This window comes from Stenotrophomonas sp. Steno-C18, assembly GCF_056393195.1.
In genome coordinates this window covers 250,402-271,393 of the sequence record NZ_JBWJOX010000001.1, presented here as the reverse complement: position 1 = coordinate 271,393, position 20,992 = coordinate 250,402, and the positions used below count along the sequence as shown (strand labels likewise).

Below are 20,992 nucleotides of genomic sequence, written 5' to 3'. Positions count from 1 at the left end.
GGTCCGCCCTTCGGTACGGCCGGGGGAGGATCCGGCAAACGCGGGCGGGGATGAAGCCCGGCCAGGTTCTCCCCACGCCTGGCCCGCACTTCCTGCGGCAACGGCCTTCTCCCGTCGGCCGCCAGTTTCCGCCATGCCGCTGTCGCAACGCCGGGGCGATAATGGAGGTCCGTACATCATCCGCCCGCCGAGGATTCCATGCGTCATTCCCTGTTGACCGGCCTGTTGCTGGCCGGTGCGCCGTTCGTGGCGGCCGCCTCCTGCAGCAGCGGCAGTGTCTTCGTCGATGCGAACGGCAACGGCAGGCAGGAGGCGGGCGAAGCGCCGCTGGCCGGCATCAGGATTTCCGATGGCGAGCACATCGCCTTGACCGACACGGCTGGCCGTTACCAGCTCCCGGCCTCCACGCAACCAAACATCTTCGTCATCAAGCCTGCCGGCTACGCTGCGTCCGCGCGTGCTGATGGGTTACCGGACATCTGGCGTCCGCGTGATGGGCAGGGTGGGCAGTGCCGGCCGTTTGCACTGGTGCCGCAGCCGGATGCGCCGGACAGCTTCCAGGCGCTGGTCATGGCCGACAGCCAGACCGGCAGTGCGCTGGACGTGGGCTATTTCGAGCGCGACATCATCGAGCCACTGCGTGGCAAGCATCAGGCACGGCTCGGGATGACGCTGGGGGATGTCACCAATGACGATCCCTCGCTGTATCCGGCGCTCACCCGTGCGGTGACGTCGCTCGGCGTGCCGTGGCTGCATGTTCCCGGCAATCACGACATGGACATCGGCGCGAGCAGTGATGCGACATCGCTGGTCAGTTACCACCGTTACCTCGGGCCGGACACCTACGCCTGGGAAGAGGCATCGATGGTGTTCATCGGGCTGGACGACATCCTCGCCCAGCCCGGGCAGAAGCCGGCCTACATCGGCGGCCTACGCGAGGACCAGTTCGCCTTCCTGGAGCGCTACCTGCCCACGGTTGGCCGCGACAAGCTGGTCGTGCTTGGCCTCCATATCCCGCTGTTCGACCACGTCTTCCGTGAGCAGGACCGCGCCCGCCTGTTCGCCCTCTTGGCGAAGGTGGAGCACCCGCTGATCCTCAGCGGGCACACCCACAACCAGAGCCAGGTGTTCTGGTCGGCCGCGCAGGGGTGGAAAGGGGCGCGTCCGTTGCACGAATACAACGTCGGCGCCGCCTGCGGCGCGTTCTGGTCCGGCGTGAAGGATGCGCAGGGCATCCCCGATACGACCATGGCCGACGGCACGCCCAACGGCTACGGCCTGCTCAACGTGCAGCCGCATGGGCAGTACAGCGTCGAGTACCGGGTCGCGCGTGCGCCGGCGGACCATCAGATCGCGCTGCATGCGCCCAAGGTGCTGCGCCAGGGCGCTTATCCGGCCTGGGGTGTGTACGCCAACGTGTTCATGGGCCATGACGGGCTGCCGGTGGAGTTCCGTGTCGACGGTGGCCAGTGGCAGGCGATGAAGCAGGTCCGCCAGCCCGACCCGCGGCTGCTCGTGGAGAACATCGCCGACGACCTGGCCGAAACGCTGCGCGGATACGATCGCTCCCCCGAAGCCGTGCCCTCCACGCACCTGTGGCGCGCCGCGCTGCCGACCGGGCTGGCCGAGGGCGAGCACACCGTCGAAGTGCGCACCACCTTGAACGGCAAGTCCTATACCGCTACCACCGGTTATCGTCTGCAATCCGCCAGCCCCTGACAACGAACACGCCGATGGGCGGGGCCGCTCGGTAGGAACTACCCCGCCGCGACGCACGCACGGCCTGCTCCGCGCGGCTGCTGCCTTCCCCGGGATTTCGACGGCGCCCTCAACGGGGAGGGCGCGCCCGGCCAATTCCCTTACCCTTCACCGTTCCCGCACCGGCACCGCAAGAGACCAACACATGCGCAACAAGGAAGTGACGGGCGTCGCCCTGATGGCATGGATGCTGGCCTGCAGCGCCTGTTCGTTGCCTGCGACCGAGACGGTGGTCGAACCCATCGATCCGGCACGCAAGCTGATCGGCACGGTGCAGGGCGCCGGAGCCATCAGCCCGCTGCTGGATAGCGATGTGCTCGTCGAGGGCGTGGTCGTGCGCAACCTGATGGGTGACAGCGACGACGTCGGCCAGGAAATGAAGGAAACCCTGGGTGAGGGAGCGGGCAGCGCCGCGCCGCCGATAGGCTGGTTCATCCAGGACGAAGGCGATGGCAATCCTGCCACGTCCGACGGGGTGTTCGTGCTCGACCAAGGCTACGACACGTCGATCAACATGCCGGCCGACACCGAGTACACGATGCGACTGGGTTCGCGGGTACGGACCGGCGACCGGGTGACCGTGCGCGGGCGGGTGGTCGAGTTGCCCCAGGCGCAGGTTGCCGACCAACCGCGCAGTACGGGGCATCCGGTGTCGCGTGGTGACGCCGATGGCAGCGTCACCGCGATTGCGGCGATGTCGGTGACGTTGGTGGCTCCCGCGGAGCGGGCCGGCCCGATCACCGTATTGCCGGCCTCCGCCGTCAGCGAGGCTACCGAAGCCATGCGTCGCTGAAGCCACGGTAGCAGCGCCCTCGATCGCGAACCCCATTGCGGTGTTTCGCCGGCATTGCCAAACCCCTGCATGCCGCGGCCCTGTGCGTCTGGACGCCCGCCGGTCGCCTACAAACCCTTCTTGTTGGCGCGGCCGTCAGCCGGTGCCTTGGTGCGCAGCGCGCCCGTCGGTGACCGCGGCACATGCACGTACGGGTAGGGCACGGCGGCCGTCTCTGGCAGGCCCAGCCGCCATTTGCCGAGCACGCTGCTGACGCGCTTGCCGGCATCGAACTGGGGTTCGGATGGCAACTCGCCTTCTTCCTTTTCACGCTCGCGCACGGTGGCGCTGGCACGCGAGAAGGCGTCGGCGAAATCGCTGGTGGCGTTCATCGCTTCCACCAGGAAGGCGCGCCCGAACCAGGTGGCACTGTCGGTGTTGCCGCAGCCGAAGGAGGGACGGTCGTGGCGCGCCGCGGTGATGATCATCCGGTTGGGGGCTTTCAGGGCGGGGATGAAGCCGCCGGAGTAGCAGGCGGAGACCACGATCACCGCGTTTCCGATCCCCGCTTCGTTCAATGATTCGGCCAGGTCCCCGGGCGTGAGGTAGTCCTCCTGGCCCGATCCGGTATGCAGGTAGAAGCTGCTGTCGTCCAGGCCGTGGCTGCTCAGGTAGACCAGCAGCACGTCCTCCTTGGGGTCCAGTCGCTGGCCGAGCGCATCAAGCGCGTAGCCAATGCTCTGGTAGGTCGCCAGCGGTTGTGCCTGCGCCCCGGCGCGCGTATCGGGGTGATTGACGAGGCTGAGCATGCGGCCTTCGGCGTCCCAGCGTTGTGCCGACAGTTGGCGCAGGTACAGCACTTCGTTGCGGAAGACGTCTTCATCGACATCCCCGGCCACGCCCAGCACGTACAGGTCGGTGACGCCCGGTCGCTGCGCGGCCAGGGCATTGATCTGGCCGTCCAGCAAGGCCTTCTGTGCGCGCCCGAACGCGGGCGTGGTGGGTTGCCACTCCGGGGCTTCCGGTGTGCGCGCCAGCGCAGGCCAGATGCCGAACAGCAGGACAGCGGACAAGGCCAGAGGACGCAGGCGCGACAGCAGGCAGCGGAGCGGGGATCTGGCCATGGCCACAGGTCGCGGAGGAGTTGCCTGGATTCTATCGACTCCGCGTCCTTCAGCGTCCAGCTCCTACCAACAGGCGGCATGGACCTGGTTGTCCCAATGGCTGGAGAGCGCGAAGTCCCGTTTCAGCCCGGCCTTGGCATAGGCCTGGCTGCGACCGCGCCGCGCCAGCTCGCAGGCACCTGCCGCGGGTGTGGGCGGTCGGCCGGAACGCCGTGTCCGCCATGCGGGAACGGCATTGGCGCGCTTGAGTTCACGCTCGATGGTCTGCAGGCGCGTCTGCGCGTGCCGGTCGAACGGTTCGGGTGCCGCCGTCCATTGCTTCAACGGCGGGCCGTCGCAGGGCAGGGACTGATAGGCGATCCCATCGTCGGTGCGGCACTTGAACACCTGTTGTGCATGGGCCGGTCCGCAGCCCAGGTTGATGAAGATGAAAGCCAGCACGATGACCACGACCGGCATGCGATGCTCCTCGCAGGGATGGAGCCGATACGTTGCGGCGTGCTTCCTGCCGGGGCAGCCGGGAAGCCCATCCCATGTGCGTAGGAGTTCAGCCAGTCGGCCCTGGGCGCGATGACCTGTTCGCTGGCGAGATGTGAAGAAATTTTTTCACAAATGTCTTGCGGGCCTAAAAAAGCCGGGCTATTATTTCTTTCTCGGCGACGTCGGGGCCATAGCTCAGCTGGGAGAGCGCCTGCATGGCATGCAGGAGGTCAGCGGTTCGATCCCGCTTGGCTCCACCAAATCCGGACATTAGGCCGTTCGGATCGTCGAAAACAACTTGATGAGTATAACGCGTCCCCATCGTCTAGAGGCCTAGGACATCACCCTTTCACGGTGGCGACCGGGGTTCGAATCCCCGTGGGGACGCCATTCATCACTGTAGTACGGTCCCGGTCATGTGTCGGGATCCTGTTGAAAAGATCATCCTCCCAGGATGGTCCGAAAGGAAAAAAGATTTTCCTTTCCAACAGAAAGTCTGCCATAATGGCGGGCTCGCGGTAACAACGTGGGGCTATAGCTCAGCTGGGAGAGCGCCTGCATGGCATGCAGGAGGTCAGCGGTTCGATCCCGCTTAGCTCCACCAATTCGGACATTAGGCCGTCCGGATAGACAACTCGAATTTGAAGAATACGCGTCCCCATCGTCTAGAGGCCTAGGACATCACCCTTTCACGGTGGCGACCGGGGTTCGAATCCCCGTGGGGACGCCATTTCCAAAAAAGCTCCGGGAAACCGGGGCTTTTTCTTTGCCTGGAATTTGGCACCGGGGGCATGCTGGGTTCGCTGGATTCCAGTTGCGGTTTGTATCAGCAGTTCCTTGTCGCGGATGCGCCTGCAGATGCCGGGAGGGCACTGTTGCCGGTGATGGTGAATGCTCGGGCCGAAGCATGGCATTGCCAATGCATGCAGGATGCTTCCGGCCAGGCTTCCAAAGATCGAAGGCTTACGAAAGAAGTGTCTGGCGAGCCGGGCATCCTGTTGATGATCGGATGGCTCGCTTCCAACCAATGTGCTCAAATCAGCGCATGTCGTTCATGGCACGAGGCGGCGTATCGACGGCAGTCCCTTTTCCCTTGGTCGATCGAGCCGAAGTGCGTTGATCGGCAGGGGGTATGGGAGCGCTGCGACATACATGGGCGCGGCGACGCACGTGGACGTTAGTCGAGAAGGCAGAAGGGCCCATTCGCCTTCAGGTACAGCCTTTCGCTCCTTGCAGTTTCATGCATCTGTTTTCCGATCCTGAAGCCTGGGATTGGATGGCCCGCGGTGGTATGCACTTTTGCCGGTAGGGTCACTTGCTTGAACGTTTTCCAGATCGTGTTGAGCAACGCCGTGAGGGGCGCATCATCCCCGTCCAGCGTGTTCCACCGAATCGCCATGCGTCCATAGTTGACTACATCAATCTCAGGGTCGTAGGCATGCCCTGTCGCATCCTTCATGTCCGTCATATGCATGCGGTAGGAGCGGAGGAATTGCAGTTCCGACCGGCCCAAGGGTGCAAATGCCTGGCTGACGATTGCACTTGCCTCGCAATCGAGCGCAGCCTGGAGCGTGTCGAAGTGGTGAATCAGAAGACGGTCAGCGCCCGTATGCGAGCAGCGCCAACGCATATCCGGGAGCGCCTCATGCAGTGCATCGCTGAACTCGGCGACATCCTCGCGGGACAGCCAAAAGTAAAGCAGCTTCGTCTTCTGTCCTTTTTCCGGCATGGGAAGCACATCTCCAGGTTTGGAAGGCCTCGAAGGCAGGGGGTCTTCCTTTTGCAAGGATTGATCGTAGGTTCCTCGATGCCATCGGGCAATTCCCAGGTGGTGGCCGTCAGAAGGCTCTTTGAGCTTGCGCGGTGAGATTGGCCTTGCGGAGGGCCATGTCGGTCAGTTGGGGGTATCTGGATGGTCGATGGGGGGAGATGCCCCCAAATGTGCCCGCGGTCTCACGGCTTGCAATGGAAGCGGATGCACGGAGGCGGAAACGAAAAAGGCCGGAATCCCTTGATTTCTCGGGGATTCCGGCCTGCTTCGGGCCTTGTCGGCCACTGCATTGGTGGAGGTGGGCGGAATTGAACCGCCGTCCGAAGGCACTCCATCCCTGGCACTACATGCTTAGTTCACCGTTGGGTCTCGTCCTGTGGCAGCACGGTGAGCGAAGCGCACCCAAGGACCAGCCTGTTTTGGTTAAGCCGTGACTGACAGGCAGCCGTCACAGCCGGTTCCGTGATAATGACCCTACATCCACGAGCACGGGCACAAGTGGGTTCGGGGCTTACGCCTTAAGCGGCGAGAGCGTAGTTGTCGTCGTTGGCAACTAGAGTTTTGCAGCTGGATTTACGAGGAAAGCTACCCCCTCGGCATGCGCCAAGCGACTTCATAACCCCCGTCGAAACCAGTGCACCCCCGGTAAGACGTTGAGCGATGAGGGTTGCGGCTACCTGAGCGACCAAGTGGACCGAAACCTCGCTGACGGTGTGGATGCTACGGCAAACAAGCTGAATCGTCACGTGCCGGTATCCGTCTGGCGTGGGTTAACGCCCCGCCGACCTTTCTGCGACAGGCGCCCGTCAACGATGTGCCGGTTGAAATCGGATGGAGACCGTTGGTGCAACAGCAGCAGGCGCGCAGTTTGAAGGGGCTCGCGGCAGGCGTGGGGCGCGATTTCCTGCGGCGTGCCTTGCCGGCTCTGCCTGCCTATGTGTTGCTGCTGTTGTTGGCGACGGCGGCGCTGTGGGGTGACTCGGGCTGGCAGCTCGGCGCGGCCGTGGCTACGTTGCTGGTCAGCGCAGGCATGGTCGGGGCCATGGCGCGGCGGCGGTATCGCTGGGCGGGCTGGCAGGTTGCCGCAGCCCTGTTGCTGCTGGCGTTGCGGCCGGCATGGTCGGGTCTTGAGCTGGCGGCGGTGGATCGCCTGGTCACGCTGGCGGCAGTGGTGGCGGTGCTGCAGGTGGCATGGAGTTCGTTGCGCCTGTTCGGCTTCTCGCAGCGCTTGCAGCGGGTGGCCGACGCGATCCCGGAGGAGCGCGTGCTGGAGCTGTTGCCGCCGGAAGCGACGGACAGGGTCCGGGCGTGGCTGGCAGGAGACGCCGCCACTGCGACTGAAATCAAGGTGGTCGTGCGCCTGGCGCTGCTGTGCGTTGCGCTCCAGGAGGCCGGTACCCGTGGTGAGCTGCGCCGGTGGGCTTACGCGAGCAGGGATTTGCGCAGGTAGATACGCTGATGGCCCGGCGGGTAGTCAGCGAGCCGGGCAAACACGTCGTAGCCGTGGCGGGTGTAGAAGCCCTCGGCTTGCCAGTCGAAGGTGTCCAGCAGGGCGGCGTGGGCGCCGTGCTGGCGTGCGGTCTGCTCGGCCTCGGCCAGCAACGCACTGGCCACCCCGCGCCCGCGGTGGGCGGGGTCAACCTACAGGACATGAACCGTGAGCCAGCCGGCGCAGATGTCGGCGAGCAGGCCGGCGTAGAGGGTGCCGTCGTGATCGTGGCAGGCCAGACGGACGGGAAGGTCTTCCAGTGGATCGCCACAGGCCTGCTGGTTGAAGGCCAGCAGGCGCTGGCAAAGCTGCTCGCTGTCGTGCGCGCTGGCCGGCCGTGGCGCGCAGGGGGACATCAGGCGTTGCGGTTGTGGGCGCGCATGGCGCGCTGCTTCTCGCGGGCCCAGTCGCGTTCCTTGGCGGTGTCGCGCTTGTCGTGGTTCTGCTTGCCCTTGGCCAGCGCGATCTCGAGCTTGATCTTGTTCTTGCTCCAGTACATCGCGGTGGGGACCAGGGTGTAGCCGTCGCGTTCGACGCGGCCGATCAGCTTGTCGATCTCCCGGCGGTGCAGCAGCAGCTTCCGCTGGCGGCGGTCCTCGGGGATGGTGTGGGTCGAGGCCTGGATCAGCGGGGTGATCTGGGCGCCGATCAGGAAGATCTCGCCGTCCTTCACGTAGGCGTAGGCGTCGGTCATGTTGCCGCGGCCGGCGCGGATGGCCTTGATTTCCCAGCCCTGCAGGACCAGGCCGGCCTCGAAGCGTTCTTCCAGGTGGTATTCGTGACGGGCACGCTTGTTCAACGCGATGGTTTTGTCGGCCGTCGCGTTCTTTGCTTTATCCTTGCCGGTGTTCTTGCTCATTTACGTATTGTCTCCGATTCGGAGGCATTCCGGATATCCATCGTATTCCCCATGCCTACCATCCGCCGAAGCGCCCTGGTCGAACACTCCGCCGAGCGCATGTTTGATCTGGTCAATGACGTCTCCGCCTATCCGCGCCGGTTCCGCTGGTGCGACAAAGCCGAGATCCTGGAGCAGGGCGGGGACCGGCTGGTGGCGCGGCTGGACCTTGGGCTGGGCTCGTTCCGCACCTGGTTCATGACCGAAAACGCGCTGGTGCGCCCGCGCAGCATCGACATGCAGCTGCGCGACGGGCCGTTCAAGCGCCTGCATGGGCGCTGGGACTTCCAGCCGCTGGCCGCCGATGCCTGCAAGGTCAGCCTGGAGCTGGAGTTCGAGCCGACCTCGCGGCTGCTGGGGCCGGCGCTGGCGCTGGGTTTCCAGGGGTTGGCCGACCGCATGGTCAACGACTTCGTGCGCGTCGCCGACCAGGAGGAATGAGGCATGCGGGTGGAGGTGGTGCTGGCCTGGCCGGAACGTTACCTGCAGCGGACGCTGGAGCTGCCCGAGGGCTGCACCGTCGCCGAGGCGGTGGACGAGGCCGGGCTGGATACCGCCGGCGTCACGGTGGCGTTGGCCGTGCATGGCGTGCTGGCGCGCCCGCAGCAGTTGCTGCACGAGGGGGACCGCATCGAGCTGCTGCGCCCGCTGTTGGCCGACCCCAAAGAAAATCGCCGCCGGCGGGCGCGCGGCGGCGATTGATCCCAAGCGGCGCTGGCGATCAGCGGCCCTTCTTCTTGTCCTTGGCCAGGTTGCGGCCGAACTGGCGCACGCTCTTGCGGGCAAGCTCGGCATCCTGGTTCGGGAAGTAGTCGCCTTCCCAGCGGGTGACCATGTCGTTCTCGAAGAACACCGTGAAGTTCTTGGTCTCGGTGGTGCCGAGGCGGTTCACGCGCTGGCTGGCGGTGTAATCCCAACGCTGGGCGTGGAACGGGTCGGCGATGGACGGGGTGCCCAGCAGCGCGTTGACCTGCTGCTTGCTCTGGCCGACCTGCAGCTGCGAGACGGCCTGTTCACGGATCAGGTTGCCCTGGTAGATGGGCTGCTTGTAGATGATGCCGCAGCCGGTGGTGGACAGGGCGACTACAGCAATCAACAGAAGGTTGCGCATTGGGTAGGGCGATTGGGGATATCAGGGCGATGATACACTCCCCGGCACCCAGCGCGATCTGACCGGAGGCAACTGGCGCTAAACCGCCAATGAACACGATGGCCATGGAATCCAACGACCTGCGCAAAGTCGGTCTGAAGGTGACGCATCCGCGGATGCGCATCCTCGCCCTGCTCGAGCAGAACACCCCCCATCACCACCTGACCGCCGAAGACATCTATCGGCAGTTGCTCGATTGCGGCGACGAAATCGGCCTGGCCACGGTTTACCGTGTCCTGACCCAGTTCGAAGCGGCCGGGCTGGTGCTCAAGCACAACTTCGAGGGCGGCCAGGCGGTTTATGAGCTGGACCGCGGCGGCCACCACGACCACATGGTGGACGTGGACACCGGCAAGATCATCGAGTTCGAAAGCCACGAGATCGAGCAGCTGCAGCGCAAGATCGCGGCTGATCATGGCTACGAGCTGGAAGAGCATTCGCTGGTGCTGTACGTGCGCAAGAAGCGTCGCTGAACGCCCGCGCCAGCGGTAGCCCGCCACGGGTCACCGGCCAGCAGGATGAAACGCACAACGCCGGCCCCTGGGCCGGCGTTGTTGTTTGGGGCCTGTCCCGCGTCCATGGGGGAACAGGCCGGGGACACCTTGGTCCTCGACCGGCTCAGGCCTCGGTGAGCAGCCTGCGGGCAGCGGCGCGGGCTTCCTTGCTGACCTCGGCCCCGCCGAGCATGCGCGCCAGCTCTTCCTCGCGGCCCTTGGCGTCGAGCAGTTCCACCGCGCTCTGGGTCATGCCGTCGACCGGGGCCTTGCTGACGCGGTAGTGGGCATGGCCCTTGGAGGCGACCTGCGGCAGGTGGGTCACGCACAGCACCTGGCGGCGTTCGCCCAGGGCGCGCAGCTTCTTGCCGACGATGTCAGCCACCGCGCCACCGATGCCCGAGTCCACTTCGTCGAAGACCATGGTGGGGACGGCATCCAGGCCCAGCGCGGCGACCTCGATGGCCAGCGAGATGCGCGAGAGCTCGCCACCGGAGGCGACCTTGCGCAGGGCACGCGGTGGCTGGCCGGCGTTGGCGGCGACCAGGAACTCGACCCGCTCGGCGCCGTTCGGGTCCGGGCGGGCGGCCGGCTGCGGTTCCAGTTCGATCAGGAACTGGCCGCCGCCCATGCCCAGCTCGCCGATCAGGGTGGTGGTGGTGTCAGACAGTGCCTTGGCCGCGTTGCTGCGGCTGGCGGTGAGGATGGCCGCTTCGGCCTGCCAGCGGGCAGCGGCCTTGTCGATCTCGCCGGCCAGACGGGCCAGGCGTTCGTCGGCGCCACGCAACTGTTCCAGCTCGGCCTCGATGCGCTGCTGGGTGGCCAGCAGCTCCTCCATCGGTACCCGGTGCTTGCGCGCCAGGTCGTGCAGGCGGCCGAGCCGGCGTTCGATTTCCTCGAAGGCATCCGGGTCGCTGTCCAGGTCGTCCTGGACGCGGTCGAGCTGGGCCAGCGCCTCGTGCAGTTGGATGCCGGCCGCGTCGAGCATGCCATCGACCTCGCCCAGGCGCGGTTCGTGCTGGCTGACCCGGCCCAGTTCATGGCGGACCTGCTGCAGCAGCGAGAGCAGGGACGGGGCATCGTCGTCCCCGTTGAGGATGCCGCCGGCACGTTGGCAGGCTTCGATCAGGGCGGTGGAATGGGCCTGGCGACGGTGGCTGGCGCCCAGCGCGGTGATCGCCGCCGGTTCCAGGTCCTCGCGCTGCAGTTCACCGAGCTGGTGCTCCAGGAAGCCGATGCGGTCGGAGACGTCGCCCTGCTGGGAGAGGGCATCGCGCTCATCGAGCAGTGCCTGCCAGGTGCCGGTGGCGGCACGCACGGCGGCGCGCTCGGTGTCGTTGCGGGCATAGGCATCGAGCAGGGCCAGCTGGCTGGGCCGCGACAGCAATGCCTGCTGGTCGTGCTGGCCATGGATCTCGACCAGGAAGCCGGCCAGCTCGGTCAGCTGCGAAACCGGGACCGGGCGACCGTTGATGAAGGCCCGCGAGCCGCCGTCGGCGCGGATCACGCGGCGCAGTTGGCACTGCTCCTCGTCGTCCAGTTCGTTGTCCAGCAGCCACTGCCGGGCCGGGCTGTCGGCCTCCAGGCTGAATTCGGCCGAAAGCTCGGCCCGGCTGGCGCCGTGGCGGACCACGCCGGAGTCGGCGCGCAGCCCGGACAGGAAGCCCAGGGCGTCCACCATCAATGACTTGCCGGCGCCGGTTTCGCCGGAAACCACGGTCATGCCAGGCCCGAACTCGAGCTCGGTGGCGCGGGCAACGGCGAAATCCTTGATTGAAAGATGTCTGAGCATGGTGGGCAGATGAGTTGGCCGCGCAAAGCTAGCACGCACGCCGGACAGGTCAATGCATGCAGGGGCGCCGGGGCAGGGTAGGCGCCCGGCGTCTCAAAGGATGAGTCCAAGCCTTGAAACGGCAGGCATTGCCCACATACGAGGCCGGGTAGGCGGGCAGAACCTCCGCCAGGGAACCGGAAATGAACCAAGACCACCCCGAAACCGATCATCAGAACGACGCCGTCGCCGACCAGCACGAAGCCCAGGTCCAGGCGCTGCTTGGCGAGCTGGAGCAGGTCAAGGCCGACGCGCTGCGCGAGCGTGCCGACCTGGAGAACCAGCGCAAGCGCGTGGCCCGTGACATCGAACAGGCGCGCAAGTTCGCCAACGAGAAGCTGCTGGGCGAGCTGCTGCCGGTCTTTGACAGCCTGGACGCCGGCCTGGCCGCCGCCGGCACCGAGCCGAGCCCGCTGCGCGAGGGGCTGGAGCTGACCTACAAGCAGTTGCTCAAGGTGGCCGCCGACAACGGGCTGACCCTGCTGAACCCGGCCGGGGAGGCCTTCAACCCGGAACACCACCAGGCCATCAGCCAGGTCGACGCGCCGGCTGGCGTGGCGCCGGGCGCCGTGGTGACCGTGTTCCAGAAGGGCTACCTGCTCAACGAGCGCCTGCTGCGGCCGGCGCTGGTGGTGGTGGCCAAGGCCGACTGACCGGCCGGCTGGCCCCGGGTTAAACGGGGCCGGCCAACAGCAAACAGTGTTCCGGGGATGACTTGAATGTCATCGGGTCGTCCCCCACATCCCATTCATCCCCGGCAGCGGCCGGCACACGAATTCTCAGGAGTCCCCCATGGGCAAGATCATTGGTATCGACCTCGGCACCACCAACTCGTGCGTGGCGATCATGGACGGCGGCAAGGCCCGCGTCATCGAAAACTCGGAAGGCGACCGCACCACGCCCTCCATCGTTGCCTACACCAAGGACGGCGAAGTGCTGGTGGGTGCCTCGGCCAAGCGCCAGGCCGTCACCAACCCGAAGAACACCTTCTACGCGGTGAAGCGCCTGATCGGCCGCAAGTTCACCGACGCCGAAGTGCAGAAGGACATCGCGCACGTCCCGTACACCATCCTGGCCCATGACAATGGCGACGCCTGGGTGCAGACCAGCGACGCCAAGAAGATGGCGCCGCAGGAAATCTCCGCCCGCGTGCTGGAGAAGATGCGCAAGACCGCCGAGGATTTCCTGGGCGAGAAGGTCACCGAAGCGGTGATCACCGTGCCGGCGTACTTCAACGACAGCCAGCGCCAGGCGACCAAGGACGCCGGCCGCATCGCCGGCCTGGACGTCAAGCGCATCATCAACGAGCCGACCGCGGCCGCGCTGGCCTATGGCCTGGACAAGGGTGACAACAAGGACCGCAAGATCGTCGTCTACGACCTGGGCGGCGGCACCTTCGACGTGTCGATCATCGAGATCGCCAACGTCGACGGCGAGAAGCAGTTCGAGGTGCTGGCCACCAACGGCGACACCTTCCTGGGCGGCGAAGACTTCGACAACCGCGTCATCGAGTACCTGGTGGAAGAGTTCCAGAAGGACCAGGGCATCGACCTGCGCAAGGATCCGCTGGCCCTGCAGCGCCTGAAGGACGCCGCCGAGCGCGCCAAGATCGAGCTGTCCAGCGCCCAGCAGACCGAAGTGAACCTGCCGTACGTCACCGCTGACGCGTCGGGCCCGAAGCACCTGAACATCAAGCTGACCCGTGCCAAGCTCGAAGCGCTGGTGGAAGACCTGATCAAGAAGTCGATCGAGCCGTGCCGCACCGCGTTGAACGATGCCGGCCTGCGTTCGAGCGACATCAGCGAAGTGATCCTGGTCGGTGGCCAGACCCGCATGCCGAAGGTGCAGCAGGCCGTCACCGAGTTCTTCGGCAAGGAGCCGCGCAAGGACGTCAACCCGGACGAAGCCGTGGCACTGGGTGCCGCGATCCAGGGCGGCGTGCTGGGCGGCGACGTCAAGGACGTGCTGCTGCTGGACGTGACCCCGCTGTCGCTGGGCATCGAGACCCTGGGTGGCGTGTTCACCAAGATCATCGAGAAGAACACCACCATCCCGACCAAGGCCTCGCAGACCTTCTCCACCGCCGAGGACAACCAGTCGGCCGTGACCGTGCACGTGCTGCAGGGTGAGCGCGAGCAGGCCCGCTTCAACAAGTCGCTGGCCAAGTTCGACCTGTCCGGCATCGAGCCGGCCCCGCGCGGCATGCCGCAGGTGGAAGTGTCCTTCGACATCGACGCCAACGGCATCCTGCACGTGTCGGCCAAGGACAAGAAGACCAACAAGGAACAGAAGGTCGAGATCAAGGCCGGTTCGGGCCTGTCGGAAGACGAAATCAACCGCATGGTTGCCGACGCCGAAGCCAACCGCGAGGAAGACAAGAAGTTCCAGGAGCTGGTCCAGGCCCGCAACCAGGCCGACGGCCTGATCCACGCCACCCGCACCGCCATCACCGAGCATGGCAGCAAGGTCGGTGGCGATGTGATCGGCAAGGTCGAGGCCGCGCTGGCCGACCTGGAGACGGCGATGAAGGGCGACGACAAGGCCCAGATCGAAGCCAGGTCCAAGGCGCTGGAGGAAGCCGGCCAGTCGCTGTACGCCGCCGCTTCGGCCGGTGAGCAGGCCGGCCCGGCACCGGGTGCCGGCGCCGCCGGCCCGTCCAACGACGACGTGGTGGACGCCGAGTTCACCGAAGTCAAGGACGACAAGAAGTCCTGATGTACCGCTGGCCCTTCCCCGCGTGGGAAGGGCCGGGACCAGGGTCCGGGTTTGCGCAGGCGGCCCCGGACCCTTGTCTTGTCGATGAACCGCCACCTTGCCCTCCCCGGAGGGGGAGGGAGAGAAGAGCATGAGCAAGCGCGATTACTACGAAGTACTGGGCGTGGCCCGCAACGCCAGCGACGAGGAACTGAAGAAGTCCTACCGTCGCTGCGCGATGAAGTTCCACCCGGACCGCAACCCCGGTGACGCGGCGGCCGAGGCCTCCTTCAAGGAGTGCAAGGAAGCCTACGAGGTGCTGTCCGACGGCAACAAGCGGCGCATGTACGACGCCCACGGCCACGCCGCGTTCGAGCACGGCATGGGCGGTGGCGGCGGTGCCGGCGGCCCGGACATGAACGACATCTTCGGGGACATCTTCGGCAACATCTTCGGTGGCGGCGGTGGCCCGCGCCAGCCGCGTCGCGGTGCCGACATCGGCTACGTGATGGAGCTGGACCTGGAGGAAGCGGTGGCCGGCGTGGAGCGCCGCATCGAGATCCCGACCCTGGCCGAGTGTGGTGACTGCGATGGCAGCGGCTCGGAAGACGGCAAGGTGGAAACCTGCAACGTCTGCGGTGGTCGCGGCCAGGTCCGCGTGCAGCGCGGCATCTTCGCCATGCAACAGGCCTGCCACAACTGCGGCGGCCGCGGCCAGATCATCGCCAAGCCGTGCAAGACCTGCCACGGCAACGGCCGTGTCGAGGAAGACAAGGTGTTGTCGGTGAAGGTGCCCGCGGGCGTGGACACCGGCGACCGCATCCGCCTGCAGGGCGAGGGCGAGGCCGGTCCGCCGGGCACCCCGCCGGGCGACTTGTACGTGGAAGTGCGCGTGCGCGACCACGCCATCTTTACCCGCGACGGCGACGACCTGCACTGCGAAGTGCCGATCCGCATCTCGCAGGCGGCGCTGGGCGATACCGTGCGCGTGGCCACGCTGGGTGGCGAGGCGGAGATCCGCATCCCGTCCGAGACCCAGACCGGCAAGCTGTTCCGTTTGCGCGGCAAGGGCGTCAAGTCGGTGCGCAGCCGCACCGAGGGCGATCTGTACTGCCGCATCGTGGTCGAGACGCCGGTGAACCTGACCAACGAGCAGCGCAAGCTGCTGGAGCAGTTCGAGGCCACCTTCGTCGGCGAGGAAGCACGCAAGCACTCGCCGAAATCGGCCACCTTCATGGATGGCGTGAAGGGCTTCTGGGAACGCATGAAGTCCTGAGGCGACAGTGCGGCGCCACACCCCACCGGACGTTTCCGGTGGAGCCGCCGACGGACGGGGCCCGGCGCTACGGCCGGGCCTTTGTCTTTGTGCTGGATTCGACGCGAAAGCCGCAGCTTGCTGCGGCTTTCGCGTTCCAGGCGGTTGCGTTGGTTGCGCACGCAAGCGTCCTGGGCCGCGCGGTGGCAGGCGGACGTAGAATGTTGCAATGAACAATCCCGACCACAGCCACCTCGTGCATGGTCGCCGGCAGCGCCCCGATGGGCCGTCGCCGGTGGACGTGATTTCCGTTCAATCCCAACTGGTCTACGGCCATGCCGGCAACAGCGCGGCGGTGCCGCCGTTGCGCGCGCTGGGCCTGCGCGTGGCGGAGATCCCGACCACGCTGCTCAGCAATGCGCCGTTCTATTCGACCCTGCGCGGCCGGGTGCTGCCGTCGGACTGGTTCGCCGAGCTGTTGCAGGGCACGAGCGAGCGCGGCTTGCCGCAGCGGGCGAAGATGCTGGTGTCCGGCTACTTCGGCAGCGTCGACAACGGCGCGGCGTTTGCCGACTGGCTGGACGAAGTGCTGCCACAGTCGCCCAACCTGCGTTACTGCCTGGACCCGGTGATCGGCGACACCCATACCGGCCCCTACGTGGAACCGGGATTGGAACGCGTGTTCGCCGAGCGGCTGTTGCCGCATGCCTGGCTGGTGACGCCCAATGCCTTCGAACTGGGACGCCTGACCGGCATGCCGGCGCTGGAGCAGGACGATGCCATCGCCGCCTCGCGCAAGCTGCTTGAGCGCGGGCCGGAATGGGTGATCGCGCATTCGGTGTCCGGCGATCCGGGCGAGCTGGTGACGCTGGCCATCGGCCGCGATGAAGTGTGGCGCTGGACCTCGCCGCACCTGCCGGTGGACGTGGCCGGCACCGGTGACGTGCTGATGTCGCTGCTGGTGGCCTTCCTGATCAAGGGCCATGCCTTCGAGGACGCCGTCGGGCGTGCGATCGCCGGCGTGCACGCAGCGCTGGAAGCCACCTTGGCCGAGGGCGTGGAGGAGTTCGACGTGCTGGCCGCGGCGCCGGCCGCGCTGGGCACGCCGTACCGCTTCCGCGCCGAGCGCCTGGCGTGACGCAGGACGCGACGGCGATGCCGGTGATCGGCATCGTCGGGAGTGGTGGCGCCTATGGTCGTTGGCTGCGCACGTTCTTCCAGACCCGGATGGGCCTGGAAGTCATCGGGCACGATCCGGTGGATGCTTCGTCGCAGACGCCGGAGCAGTTGCTGGAACGCGCCGACGTGCTGCTGTTCTCCGCGCCGATCCGGCAGACCCCGGCGCTGATCCGCCAGTACGTGCAGCAATCGGCCGGACGCGAACGTGGCCGGCTGTGGCTGGACGTCACCTCGATCAAGGCCGGGCCGGTCGCGGCGATGCTGGAGTCGCAGGCCTCGGTGGCCGGGCTGCATCCGATGACGGCACCCCCCAAGGCTCCCACGCTGAAAGGCAGGGTGATGGTGGTCTGCGAAGCGCGGCTGGATGCACGCTGGCAGGCCTGGCTGGATGCGCTGTGCATGGCGCTGCAGGCCGAATGCGTACGTGGCACGGCCGAACACCATGACCGGGTAATGGCGTTGGTGCAGGCGATGGTGCATGCCACCCACCTGGCGCAGGCCGGCGTGCTGCGCGAGTACGCGCCGATGCTGGGCTCATTGCAGGAATTGATGCCGTACCGTTCGGCTGCGTTCGAGTTGGATGCGACGGTGATCTCGCGGATCCTGTCGTTGAACCCGGCGATCTATGAAGACATCCAGTTCGGCAACCCGCATGCCGGCGAGGTGCTGGATCACCTGCTGCAGCAGCTGCAGCAGCTGCGCGGCCTGCTGGCCGAAGGCAGCGAACAGGCGCGTACCGCGTTCCGGAAGCAGTTCCTGGACGTCAACCGCGAAGCGGTCGGCGAGCAGACGTTGCGTGATGGCAACTACAGCTTCGAACGGCTCGGCTACCTGCTGGCGGATCTGACCGATCAGCGGGCAATGAGCGTGCACCTGCCGGAGGATCGCGCCGGTTCATTGCGCGAACTGCTGCACGTGTTCGAGCGGCACGGGATCAGCCTGGCCTCGATACACTCCTCGCGTACGCCGGCAGGCGAGGTGCACTTCCGGATGGGGTTCGTGCAGGCCTATGCGCCCGAGGTGCTGGCCGCGGCGTCGGCGGAGATCGACAGCAGCGGCATTGGCCGGGTGCTGGGGCGCTAGGCGGACGAGGATGCCTGGGCGGGGATGCCATCCCCGCGCCGGGTCCTGCAGGGATGTCGAAGCGTTGTTCCTCGCCGGCCGTCCCATCGATTGGCGCCAAGGGGTGAGGGCGTGCCTGGGACGGAGGGGTTTGCGTACGTCAAGCACTCCCTGCTTCGTGGCCGAGGCGGCTTCTACAGTGGTCGCAGGCGGTGAGACGGTTCTGTACTAATCCACAGGGGGTGTGGATGAAATGTTCACAACCATGTGGATAATCGCCGGCAGCCCTTGGGGCACAAGGCTGTCAAGACAGTTGCCTAAATATTGACCAGTTCAAGGCGATATCGGCAAAGCGCATTCAGGCTCAGGCGCGATATGACTGGTTCAAGGACAGTCGGACCTCGCCGTCGGAGGTGAAAAGGCGGCTGCCCTCACGTATCAGCGGGCGCCCGTCGGACAGCTCGTAGCGGATGGAATGCGCCGCGCCGCCGTCTTCGTCCTTGAACTCGATCACGACCCAGCTTTCGCCCTCTTCATTGGTGGCAGGGAACTGTCGAAACGCCATGGCTCACCTCCTGTCCGCACGATGCGGTGCGCGTGCACTGCCGGGGCAGCTTGCCCCTTGCAGCGTTATGCAGGCGTTATCCGGACGTGGTCAATCGATGAACTGCAGCCGGGCCAGCTCGGCGTACAGCCCATCCTGGGCCAGCAGCTCGGCATGCGTGCCTTGGGCGACGATGCGGCCGTGGTCCATCACCACGATGCGGTCGGCCTTGAGCACGGTGGCCAGGCGGTGCGCGATGACCAGTGTGGTGCGGCCGGCCATCAGTCGCTCCAGCGCCTGCTGCACCGCACGCTCGCTTTGGGCATCCAGCGCGCTGGTGGCTTCGTCCAGCAGCAGCACCGGGGCGTCCTTGAGCAGGGCACGGGCAATGGCGATGCGTTGCTGCTGGCCGCCGGACAGGCGCGCGCCACGCTCGCCCAGGTCACTGTCATAGCCCTGCGGCAACTGGTTGAGGAAGTCGTCGGCCTCGGCCGAACGGGCGGCGGCGCGCAGTTCCTCGTCGGTGGCATCCAAACGGCCGTAGCGGATGTTGTCGGCGGCGCTGGCGGCGAACAGGGCCGGCTGCTGCGGCACCAGTGCGATGCTCTGGCGCAGTTGGGCCGGGTCGAGCTTGCGCAGGTCGATGTCGTCCAGGTACACCGCGCCGGCGTCCGGGTCGTGGAAACGCAGCAGCAACGACAGCACGGTGCTCTTGCCGGCCCCGGAAGGGCCGACCAGGGCCACCGTCTCGCCGGGGGCAACGGTCAGGGTGAAGTCGTCCAGGGCGGGCTGGTCAGGCCGCTGCGGGTAGTGGAAGGCGACCTGCTCGAAGCGGATCTGGCCACGGACCGGCGCAGGCAGCGGCACGGGTTGCGCCGGCGCAGTGATGCGCGGGGTTTCCACCAGCAGCTCGCCAATGCGGCCCATGCCACCGGCGGCACGCTGCAGCTCATTCCAGACCTCGGCCAGCGCGCCGACCGAGCCGCCGCCGATCAGGGCATACAGCACGAACTGCCCCAGCGTGCCGGCACTCATCTGGCCATCGACCACATCGTGCGCGCCGGACCACAGCACCGCCACGATGGCGCCGAACACCAGCATGATCGCGATGGCCGTGACGAAGGATTGGGTGCCGATGCGACGCCGCGCGGTGGCCACCGATACCTTCAGTGCGTCTTCAAAACGGCCACGTTCGTACGGTTCGCGTGCATGTGCCTGTACCGTTCGCACCGCGCCGAGGGTCTCGGCGGCCAGCGTGTTGGCGTCGGCCACGCGGTCCTGGCTGGCGCGTGAGATCTTCTGCAACTGGCGCGCGCCGAGCACGATCGGCAGCACCGCCAGCGGAATGCCGATCAGCGAGTACAGTGCCAGATGCGGGCTGGTCACGAACAGCATGACCATGCTGCCGACCACGGTGACGGTGCTGCGCAGCGCCACCGACATGGTCGAGCCGATCACGCTGCGCAGCAGCTCGCTGTCGGCGGACAGGCGCGAGACCAGCTCGCCGCTGCGGGTGCGGTCATGGAAACCGGCGTCCAGCCCGATCAGGTGCGCGTACAGCTGTCCACGCAGGTCGGCCACCACCTTCTCGCCCAGCAGGGAAACGAAGAAGAAGCGCGCTGCGGTGGCCAGGGCGAGCACGATCGCCACGATCAAGAGCAGGCCGAAGGCACGGTTGATCTCGCTGCCGCCGCCGGAGAAACCGGTGTCGATCATCTGCTTGACTGCCATCGGCAGGCTCAGGGTGGCCGCAGAGGAGACGGCCAGCGCCAGCAGCCATGCGCTGAACAGCGCGCCATGCCGACGCACGAATGGCCACAGGGTTTTCAGGCTGCCGAGTTTCTTCAGGCGCGGCTCGCGCGGCGACGGGGGGGCTTCAGTCATGGTGTGCAGGCTCGCTCAGGCGCAGGCGATCACGGGTGGCATCGCGCAGGCGGATGGCCAGGGCATCGATGCGGTCGGCCGGCAGGCGCACGTGCAGGCGCAGCCCCTCCGCCAGGAATTGTTCGTCCAGCTTCTCGGCACCGGCGCTGCCCAGCAGGGTATGCACGATGCCCATGTCCTCGAAGCCACATTGCAGGATGCGCTCGGTCATCGGCACCAACGGGCTGCGCGTGGCCAGCCGCAGGCATTCGGCGGCAGTGCCACCGTACGCACGCACCAGCCCGCCGGCCCCCAGCTTGATGCCGCCGTACCAGCGGGTGACGACCACTGCGACGCGGTCGTAGCCCTGGCCGTCGATGGCGGCCAGGATCGGCCGCCCGGCGGTGCCGGCGGGTTCGCCATCGTCACTGGAGCGGTATTCGTTGCCGTAGCGGTAGGCCCAGCAGTTGTGCGTGGCATCCGGCGTGGAAACAGCATCGAAGAACACCAGCGCCTCGGCGGCGCTGTTGATCGGGCAGGCCTGGGCGAGGAAGCGGCTGTGCTTGATTTCCAGCGCGTGGCTGGCCGGTGCGGCAAGGGTGTCGAGCATCGCCGCCATTCTAGTGGC

General features: G+C 66.6%; 21 protein-coding genes, 4 tRNA genes, 1 other RNA gene and 1 pseudogene. 15 read left to right on the top strand and 12 right to left on the bottom strand.

Translation table 11 applies throughout. The features are described 5' to 3' along the window. Positions 1 to 198: 198 nt before the first annotated feature. Positions 199 to 1,719 carry a calcineurin-like phosphoesterase C-terminal domain-containing protein gene (locus AC06FE_RS01270; RefSeq protein ID WP_478072024.1) on the top strand — a complete coding sequence of 507 codons (1,521 nt, stop codon included), beginning with the start codon at positions 199 to 201 and terminating at the stop codon, positions 1,717 to 1,719. A gap of 184 nt (positions 1,720 to 1,903) precedes the next feature. Continuing rightward, a complete protein-coding gene (locus AC06FE_RS01265; RefSeq protein ID WP_478072023.1) occupies positions 1,904 to 2,551 on the top strand; it encodes a single stranded DNA-binding domain-containing protein in 648 nt (215 codons plus the stop codon). A 107-nt stretch (positions 2,552 to 2,658) separates the two neighbouring features. On the opposite strand, the gene AC06FE_RS01260 is transcribed toward AC06FE_RS01265, so the two are convergent. Continuing rightward, positions 2,659 to 3,654: a C13 family peptidase gene (locus tag AC06FE_RS01260; RefSeq protein WP_478072022.1), complete on the bottom strand. Its 996-nt coding sequence runs from the start codon at positions 3,652 to 3,654 to the stop codon at positions 2,659 to 2,661. A gap of 63 nt (positions 3,655 to 3,717) precedes the next feature. After that, on the bottom strand, positions 3,718 to 4,113 hold the full coding sequence (locus AC06FE_RS01255) for a hypothetical protein (protein ID WP_478072021.1): 396 nt from the start codon (positions 4,111 to 4,113) through the stop codon (positions 3,718 to 3,720). Between the two features lie 205 nt (positions 4,114 to 4,318). Here AC06FE_RS01255 and AC06FE_RS01250 point away from each other — a divergent pair. The 4 genes from AC06FE_RS01250 to AC06FE_RS01235 all read left to right on the top strand — a co-directional run bounded on the left by AC06FE_RS01250 (position 4,319) and on the right by AC06FE_RS01235 (position 4,864). Beyond that, positions 4,319 to 4,394, top strand: a tRNA-Ala gene (locus AC06FE_RS01250). A gap of 54 nt (positions 4,395 to 4,448) precedes the next feature. After that, positions 4,449 to 4,524: transfer RNA gene (locus AC06FE_RS01245), tRNA-Glu, on the top strand. A gap of 138 nt (positions 4,525 to 4,662) precedes the next feature. Next, positions 4,663 to 4,738: transfer RNA gene (locus AC06FE_RS01240), tRNA-Ala, on the top strand. A 50-nt stretch (positions 4,739 to 4,788) separates the two neighbouring features. Further along, positions 4,789 to 4,864: transfer RNA gene (locus AC06FE_RS01235), tRNA-Glu, on the top strand. Between the two features lie 447 nt (positions 4,865 to 5,311). Here AC06FE_RS01235 and AC06FE_RS01230 read toward each other — a convergent pair. Further along, entirely contained in the window at positions 5,312 to 5,863 is a 552-nt protein-coding gene (locus AC06FE_RS01230; protein WP_478072020.1) for a hypothetical protein, read from the bottom strand. A 332-nt stretch (positions 5,864 to 6,195) separates the two neighbouring features. Next, positions 6,196 to 6,549: a transfer-messenger RNA gene (ssrA, locus tag AC06FE_RS01225) on the bottom strand. Between the two features lie 200 nt (positions 6,550 to 6,749). Here ssrA and AC06FE_RS01220 point away from each other — a divergent pair. Continuing rightward, positions 6,750 to 7,355, top strand: a complete 606-nt coding sequence (locus AC06FE_RS01220; RefSeq protein WP_478072019.1) for a hypothetical protein — start codon at positions 6,750 to 6,752, stop codon at positions 7,353 to 7,355. On the opposite strand, the pseudogene AC06FE_RS01215 reads toward AC06FE_RS01220, so the two are convergent. From AC06FE_RS01215 to smpB, 3 genes and pseudogenes are all read right to left on the bottom strand, one after another. Beyond that, positions 7,328 to 7,534 (bottom strand): annotated as a pseudogene (locus AC06FE_RS01215) (GNAT family N-acetyltransferase); the annotation flags it as partial. The gene AC06FE_RS01220 and the pseudogene AC06FE_RS01215 sit on opposite strands and share 28 nt — an antisense overlap. Positions 7,535 to 7,546: 12 nt before the next feature. Next, positions 7,547 to 7,750, bottom strand: a complete 204-nt coding sequence (locus AC06FE_RS01210; RefSeq protein WP_478072018.1) for a hypothetical protein — start codon at positions 7,748 to 7,750, stop codon at positions 7,547 to 7,549. Next, on the bottom strand, positions 7,750 to 8,253 hold the full coding sequence (gene smpB / locus AC06FE_RS01205) for an SsrA-binding protein SmpB (protein WP_132864318.1): 504 nt from the start codon (positions 8,251 to 8,253) through the stop codon (positions 7,750 to 7,752). The genes AC06FE_RS01210 and smpB overlap by 1 nt, the downstream gene beginning before the upstream one ends. Before the next feature lie 51 nt (positions 8,254 to 8,304). On the opposite strand from smpB, the gene AC06FE_RS01200 reads away from it, so the two are divergent. Both AC06FE_RS01200 and AC06FE_RS01195 read left to right on the top strand, forming a co-directional pair. After that, a complete protein-coding gene (locus tag AC06FE_RS01200; protein ID WP_313251122.1) occupies positions 8,305 to 8,733 on the top strand; it encodes a type II toxin-antitoxin system RatA family toxin in 429 nt (142 codons plus the stop codon). Between the two features lie 3 nt (positions 8,734 to 8,736). Next, entirely contained in the window at positions 8,737 to 8,994 is a 258-nt protein-coding gene (locus AC06FE_RS01195) for an RnfH family protein (RefSeq protein WP_478072017.1), read from the top strand. Between the two features lie 19 nt (positions 8,995 to 9,013). On the opposite strand, the gene AC06FE_RS01190 is transcribed toward AC06FE_RS01195, so the two are convergent. Then, positions 9,014 to 9,403, bottom strand: a complete 390-nt coding sequence (locus AC06FE_RS01190) for an outer membrane protein assembly factor BamE (RefSeq protein ID WP_132864315.1) — start codon at positions 9,401 to 9,403, stop codon at positions 9,014 to 9,016. 104 nt (positions 9,404 to 9,507) lie between these two features. On the opposite strand from AC06FE_RS01190, the gene fur reads away from it, so the two are divergent. Next, positions 9,508 to 9,915 (top strand): ferric iron uptake transcriptional regulator, encoded by a 408-nt coding sequence (gene fur / locus AC06FE_RS01185; protein WP_165931239.1) that lies wholly within the window; start codon positions 9,508 to 9,510, stop codon positions 9,913 to 9,915. 145 nt (positions 9,916 to 10,060) lie between these two features. Here the strand turns inward: fur and recN are convergent, their stop codons facing one another. After that, positions 10,061 to 11,728 carry a DNA repair protein RecN gene (gene recN / locus AC06FE_RS01180; RefSeq protein ID WP_132864313.1) on the bottom strand — a complete coding sequence of 556 codons (1,668 nt, stop codon included), beginning with the start codon at positions 11,726 to 11,728 and terminating at the stop codon, positions 10,061 to 10,063. 182 nt (positions 11,729 to 11,910) lie between these two features. Here recN and grpE point away from each other — a divergent pair, with 182 nt between their 5' ends. From grpE to AC06FE_RS01155, 5 genes are all read left to right on the top strand, one after another. After that, positions 11,911 to 12,420, top strand: coding sequence for a nucleotide exchange factor GrpE (gene grpE, locus AC06FE_RS01175; RefSeq protein WP_132864312.1), 510 nt, complete (start codon positions 11,911 to 11,913; stop codon positions 12,418 to 12,420). A 139-nt stretch (positions 12,421 to 12,559) separates the two neighbouring features. Next, positions 12,560 to 14,482, top strand: a complete 1,923-nt coding sequence (gene dnaK, locus AC06FE_RS01170) for a molecular chaperone DnaK (RefSeq protein ID WP_192288167.1) — start codon at positions 12,560 to 12,562, stop codon at positions 14,480 to 14,482. A 130-nt stretch (positions 14,483 to 14,612) separates the two neighbouring features. Further along, entirely contained in the window at positions 14,613 to 15,737 is a 1,125-nt protein-coding gene (gene dnaJ / locus AC06FE_RS01165) for a molecular chaperone DnaJ (protein ID WP_132864310.1), read from the top strand. A gap of 208 nt (positions 15,738 to 15,945) precedes the next feature. Continuing rightward, the gene (gene pdxY, locus AC06FE_RS01160) at positions 15,946 to 16,854 is read left to right on the top strand and encodes a pyridoxal kinase (RefSeq protein ID WP_132864309.1); all 909 of its coding nucleotides are present in this window, start codon (positions 15,946 to 15,948) and stop codon (positions 16,852 to 16,854) included. Between the two features lie 17 nt (positions 16,855 to 16,871). Then, positions 16,872 to 17,978, top strand: coding sequence for a prephenate dehydrogenase (locus AC06FE_RS01155; RefSeq protein WP_478072356.1), 1,107 nt, complete (start codon positions 16,872 to 16,874; stop codon positions 17,976 to 17,978). Positions 17,979 to 18,321: 343 nt separating this feature from the next. Here the strand turns inward: AC06FE_RS01155 and AC06FE_RS01150 are convergent, their stop codons facing one another. The 3 genes from AC06FE_RS01150 to AC06FE_RS01140 all read right to left on the bottom strand — a co-directional run bounded on the left by AC06FE_RS01150 (position 18,322) and on the right by AC06FE_RS01140 (position 20,974). Then, positions 18,322 to 18,522, bottom strand: a complete 201-nt coding sequence (locus AC06FE_RS01150) for a hypothetical protein (RefSeq protein ID WP_192288170.1) — start codon at positions 18,520 to 18,522, stop codon at positions 18,322 to 18,324. Between the two features lie 90 nt (positions 18,523 to 18,612). Then, positions 18,613 to 20,385 (bottom strand): ABC transporter transmembrane domain-containing protein, encoded by a 1,773-nt coding sequence (locus AC06FE_RS01145; RefSeq protein ID WP_478072016.1) that lies wholly within the window; start codon positions 20,383 to 20,385, stop codon positions 18,613 to 18,615. Beyond that, positions 20,378 to 20,974, bottom strand: a complete 597-nt coding sequence (locus AC06FE_RS01140; RefSeq protein WP_192288171.1) for an IMPACT family protein — start codon at positions 20,972 to 20,974, stop codon at positions 20,378 to 20,380. Before AC06FE_RS01140 ends, AC06FE_RS01145 begins: the two co-directional genes overlap by 8 nt. Positions 20,975 to 20,992: the final 18 nt, after the last annotated feature.

Coding starts and splice junctions, on each gene's coding strand:
- AC06FE_RS01210 (WP_478072018.1), bottom strand. CDS start 7,750: ATGTCCCCCTGCGCGCCACGGCCGGCCAGCGCGCACGACAGCGAGCAG.
- fur (WP_165931239.1), top strand. CDS start 9,508: ATGGAATCCAACGACCTGCGCAAAGTCGGTCTGAAGGTGACGCATCCG.
- AC06FE_RS01190 (WP_132864315.1), bottom strand. CDS start 9,403: ATGCGCAACCTTCTGTTGATTGCTGTAGTCGCCCTGTCCACCACCGGC.
- AC06FE_RS01150 (WP_192288170.1), bottom strand. CDS start 18,522: ATGGCGTTTCGACAGTTCCCTGCCACCAATGAAGAGGGCGAAAGCTGG.
- recN (WP_132864313.1), bottom strand. CDS start 11,728: ATGCTCAGACATCTTTCAATCAAGGATTTCGCCGTTGCCCGCGCCACC.
- AC06FE_RS01270 (WP_478072024.1), top strand. CDS start 199: ATGCGTCATTCCCTGTTGACCGGCCTGTTGCTGGCCGGTGCGCCGTTC.
- pdxY (WP_132864309.1), top strand. CDS start 15,946: ATGAACAATCCCGACCACAGCCACCTCGTGCATGGTCGCCGGCAGCGC.
- AC06FE_RS01230 (WP_478072020.1), bottom strand. CDS start 5,863: ATGCCGGAAAAAGGACAGAAGACGAAGCTGCTTTACTTTTGGCTGTCC.
- AC06FE_RS01200 (WP_313251122.1), top strand. CDS start 8,305: ATGCCTACCATCCGCCGAAGCGCCCTGGTCGAACACTCCGCCGAGCGC.
- AC06FE_RS01145 (WP_478072016.1), bottom strand. CDS start 20,385: ATGACTGAAGCCCCCCCGTCGCCGCGCGAGCCGCGCCTGAAGAAACTC.
- AC06FE_RS01260 (WP_478072022.1), bottom strand. CDS start 3,654: ATGGCCAGATCCCCGCTCCGCTGCCTGCTGTCGCGCCTGCGTCCTCTG.
- dnaJ (WP_132864310.1), top strand. CDS start 14,613: ATGAGCAAGCGCGATTACTACGAAGTACTGGGCGTGGCCCGCAACGCC.
- dnaK (WP_192288167.1), top strand. CDS start 12,560: ATGGGCAAGATCATTGGTATCGACCTCGGCACCACCAACTCGTGCGTG.
- AC06FE_RS01195 (WP_478072017.1), top strand. CDS start 8,737: ATGCGGGTGGAGGTGGTGCTGGCCTGGCCGGAACGTTACCTGCAGCGG.
- AC06FE_RS01155 (WP_478072356.1), top strand. CDS start 16,872: ATGCCGGTGATCGGCATCGTCGGGAGTGGTGGCGCCTATGGTCGTTGG.
- AC06FE_RS01265 (WP_478072023.1), top strand. CDS start 1,904: ATGCGCAACAAGGAAGTGACGGGCGTCGCCCTGATGGCATGGATGCTG.
- AC06FE_RS01255 (WP_478072021.1), bottom strand. CDS start 4,113: ATGCCGGTCGTGGTCATCGTGCTGGCTTTCATCTTCATCAACCTGGGC.
- smpB (WP_132864318.1), bottom strand. CDS start 8,253: ATGAGCAAGAACACCGGCAAGGATAAAGCAAAGAACGCGACGGCCGAC.
- grpE (WP_132864312.1), top strand. CDS start 11,911: ATGAACCAAGACCACCCCGAAACCGATCATCAGAACGACGCCGTCGCC.
- AC06FE_RS01140 (WP_192288171.1), bottom strand. CDS start 20,974: ATGCTCGACACCCTTGCCGCACCGGCCAGCCACGCGCTGGAAATCAAG.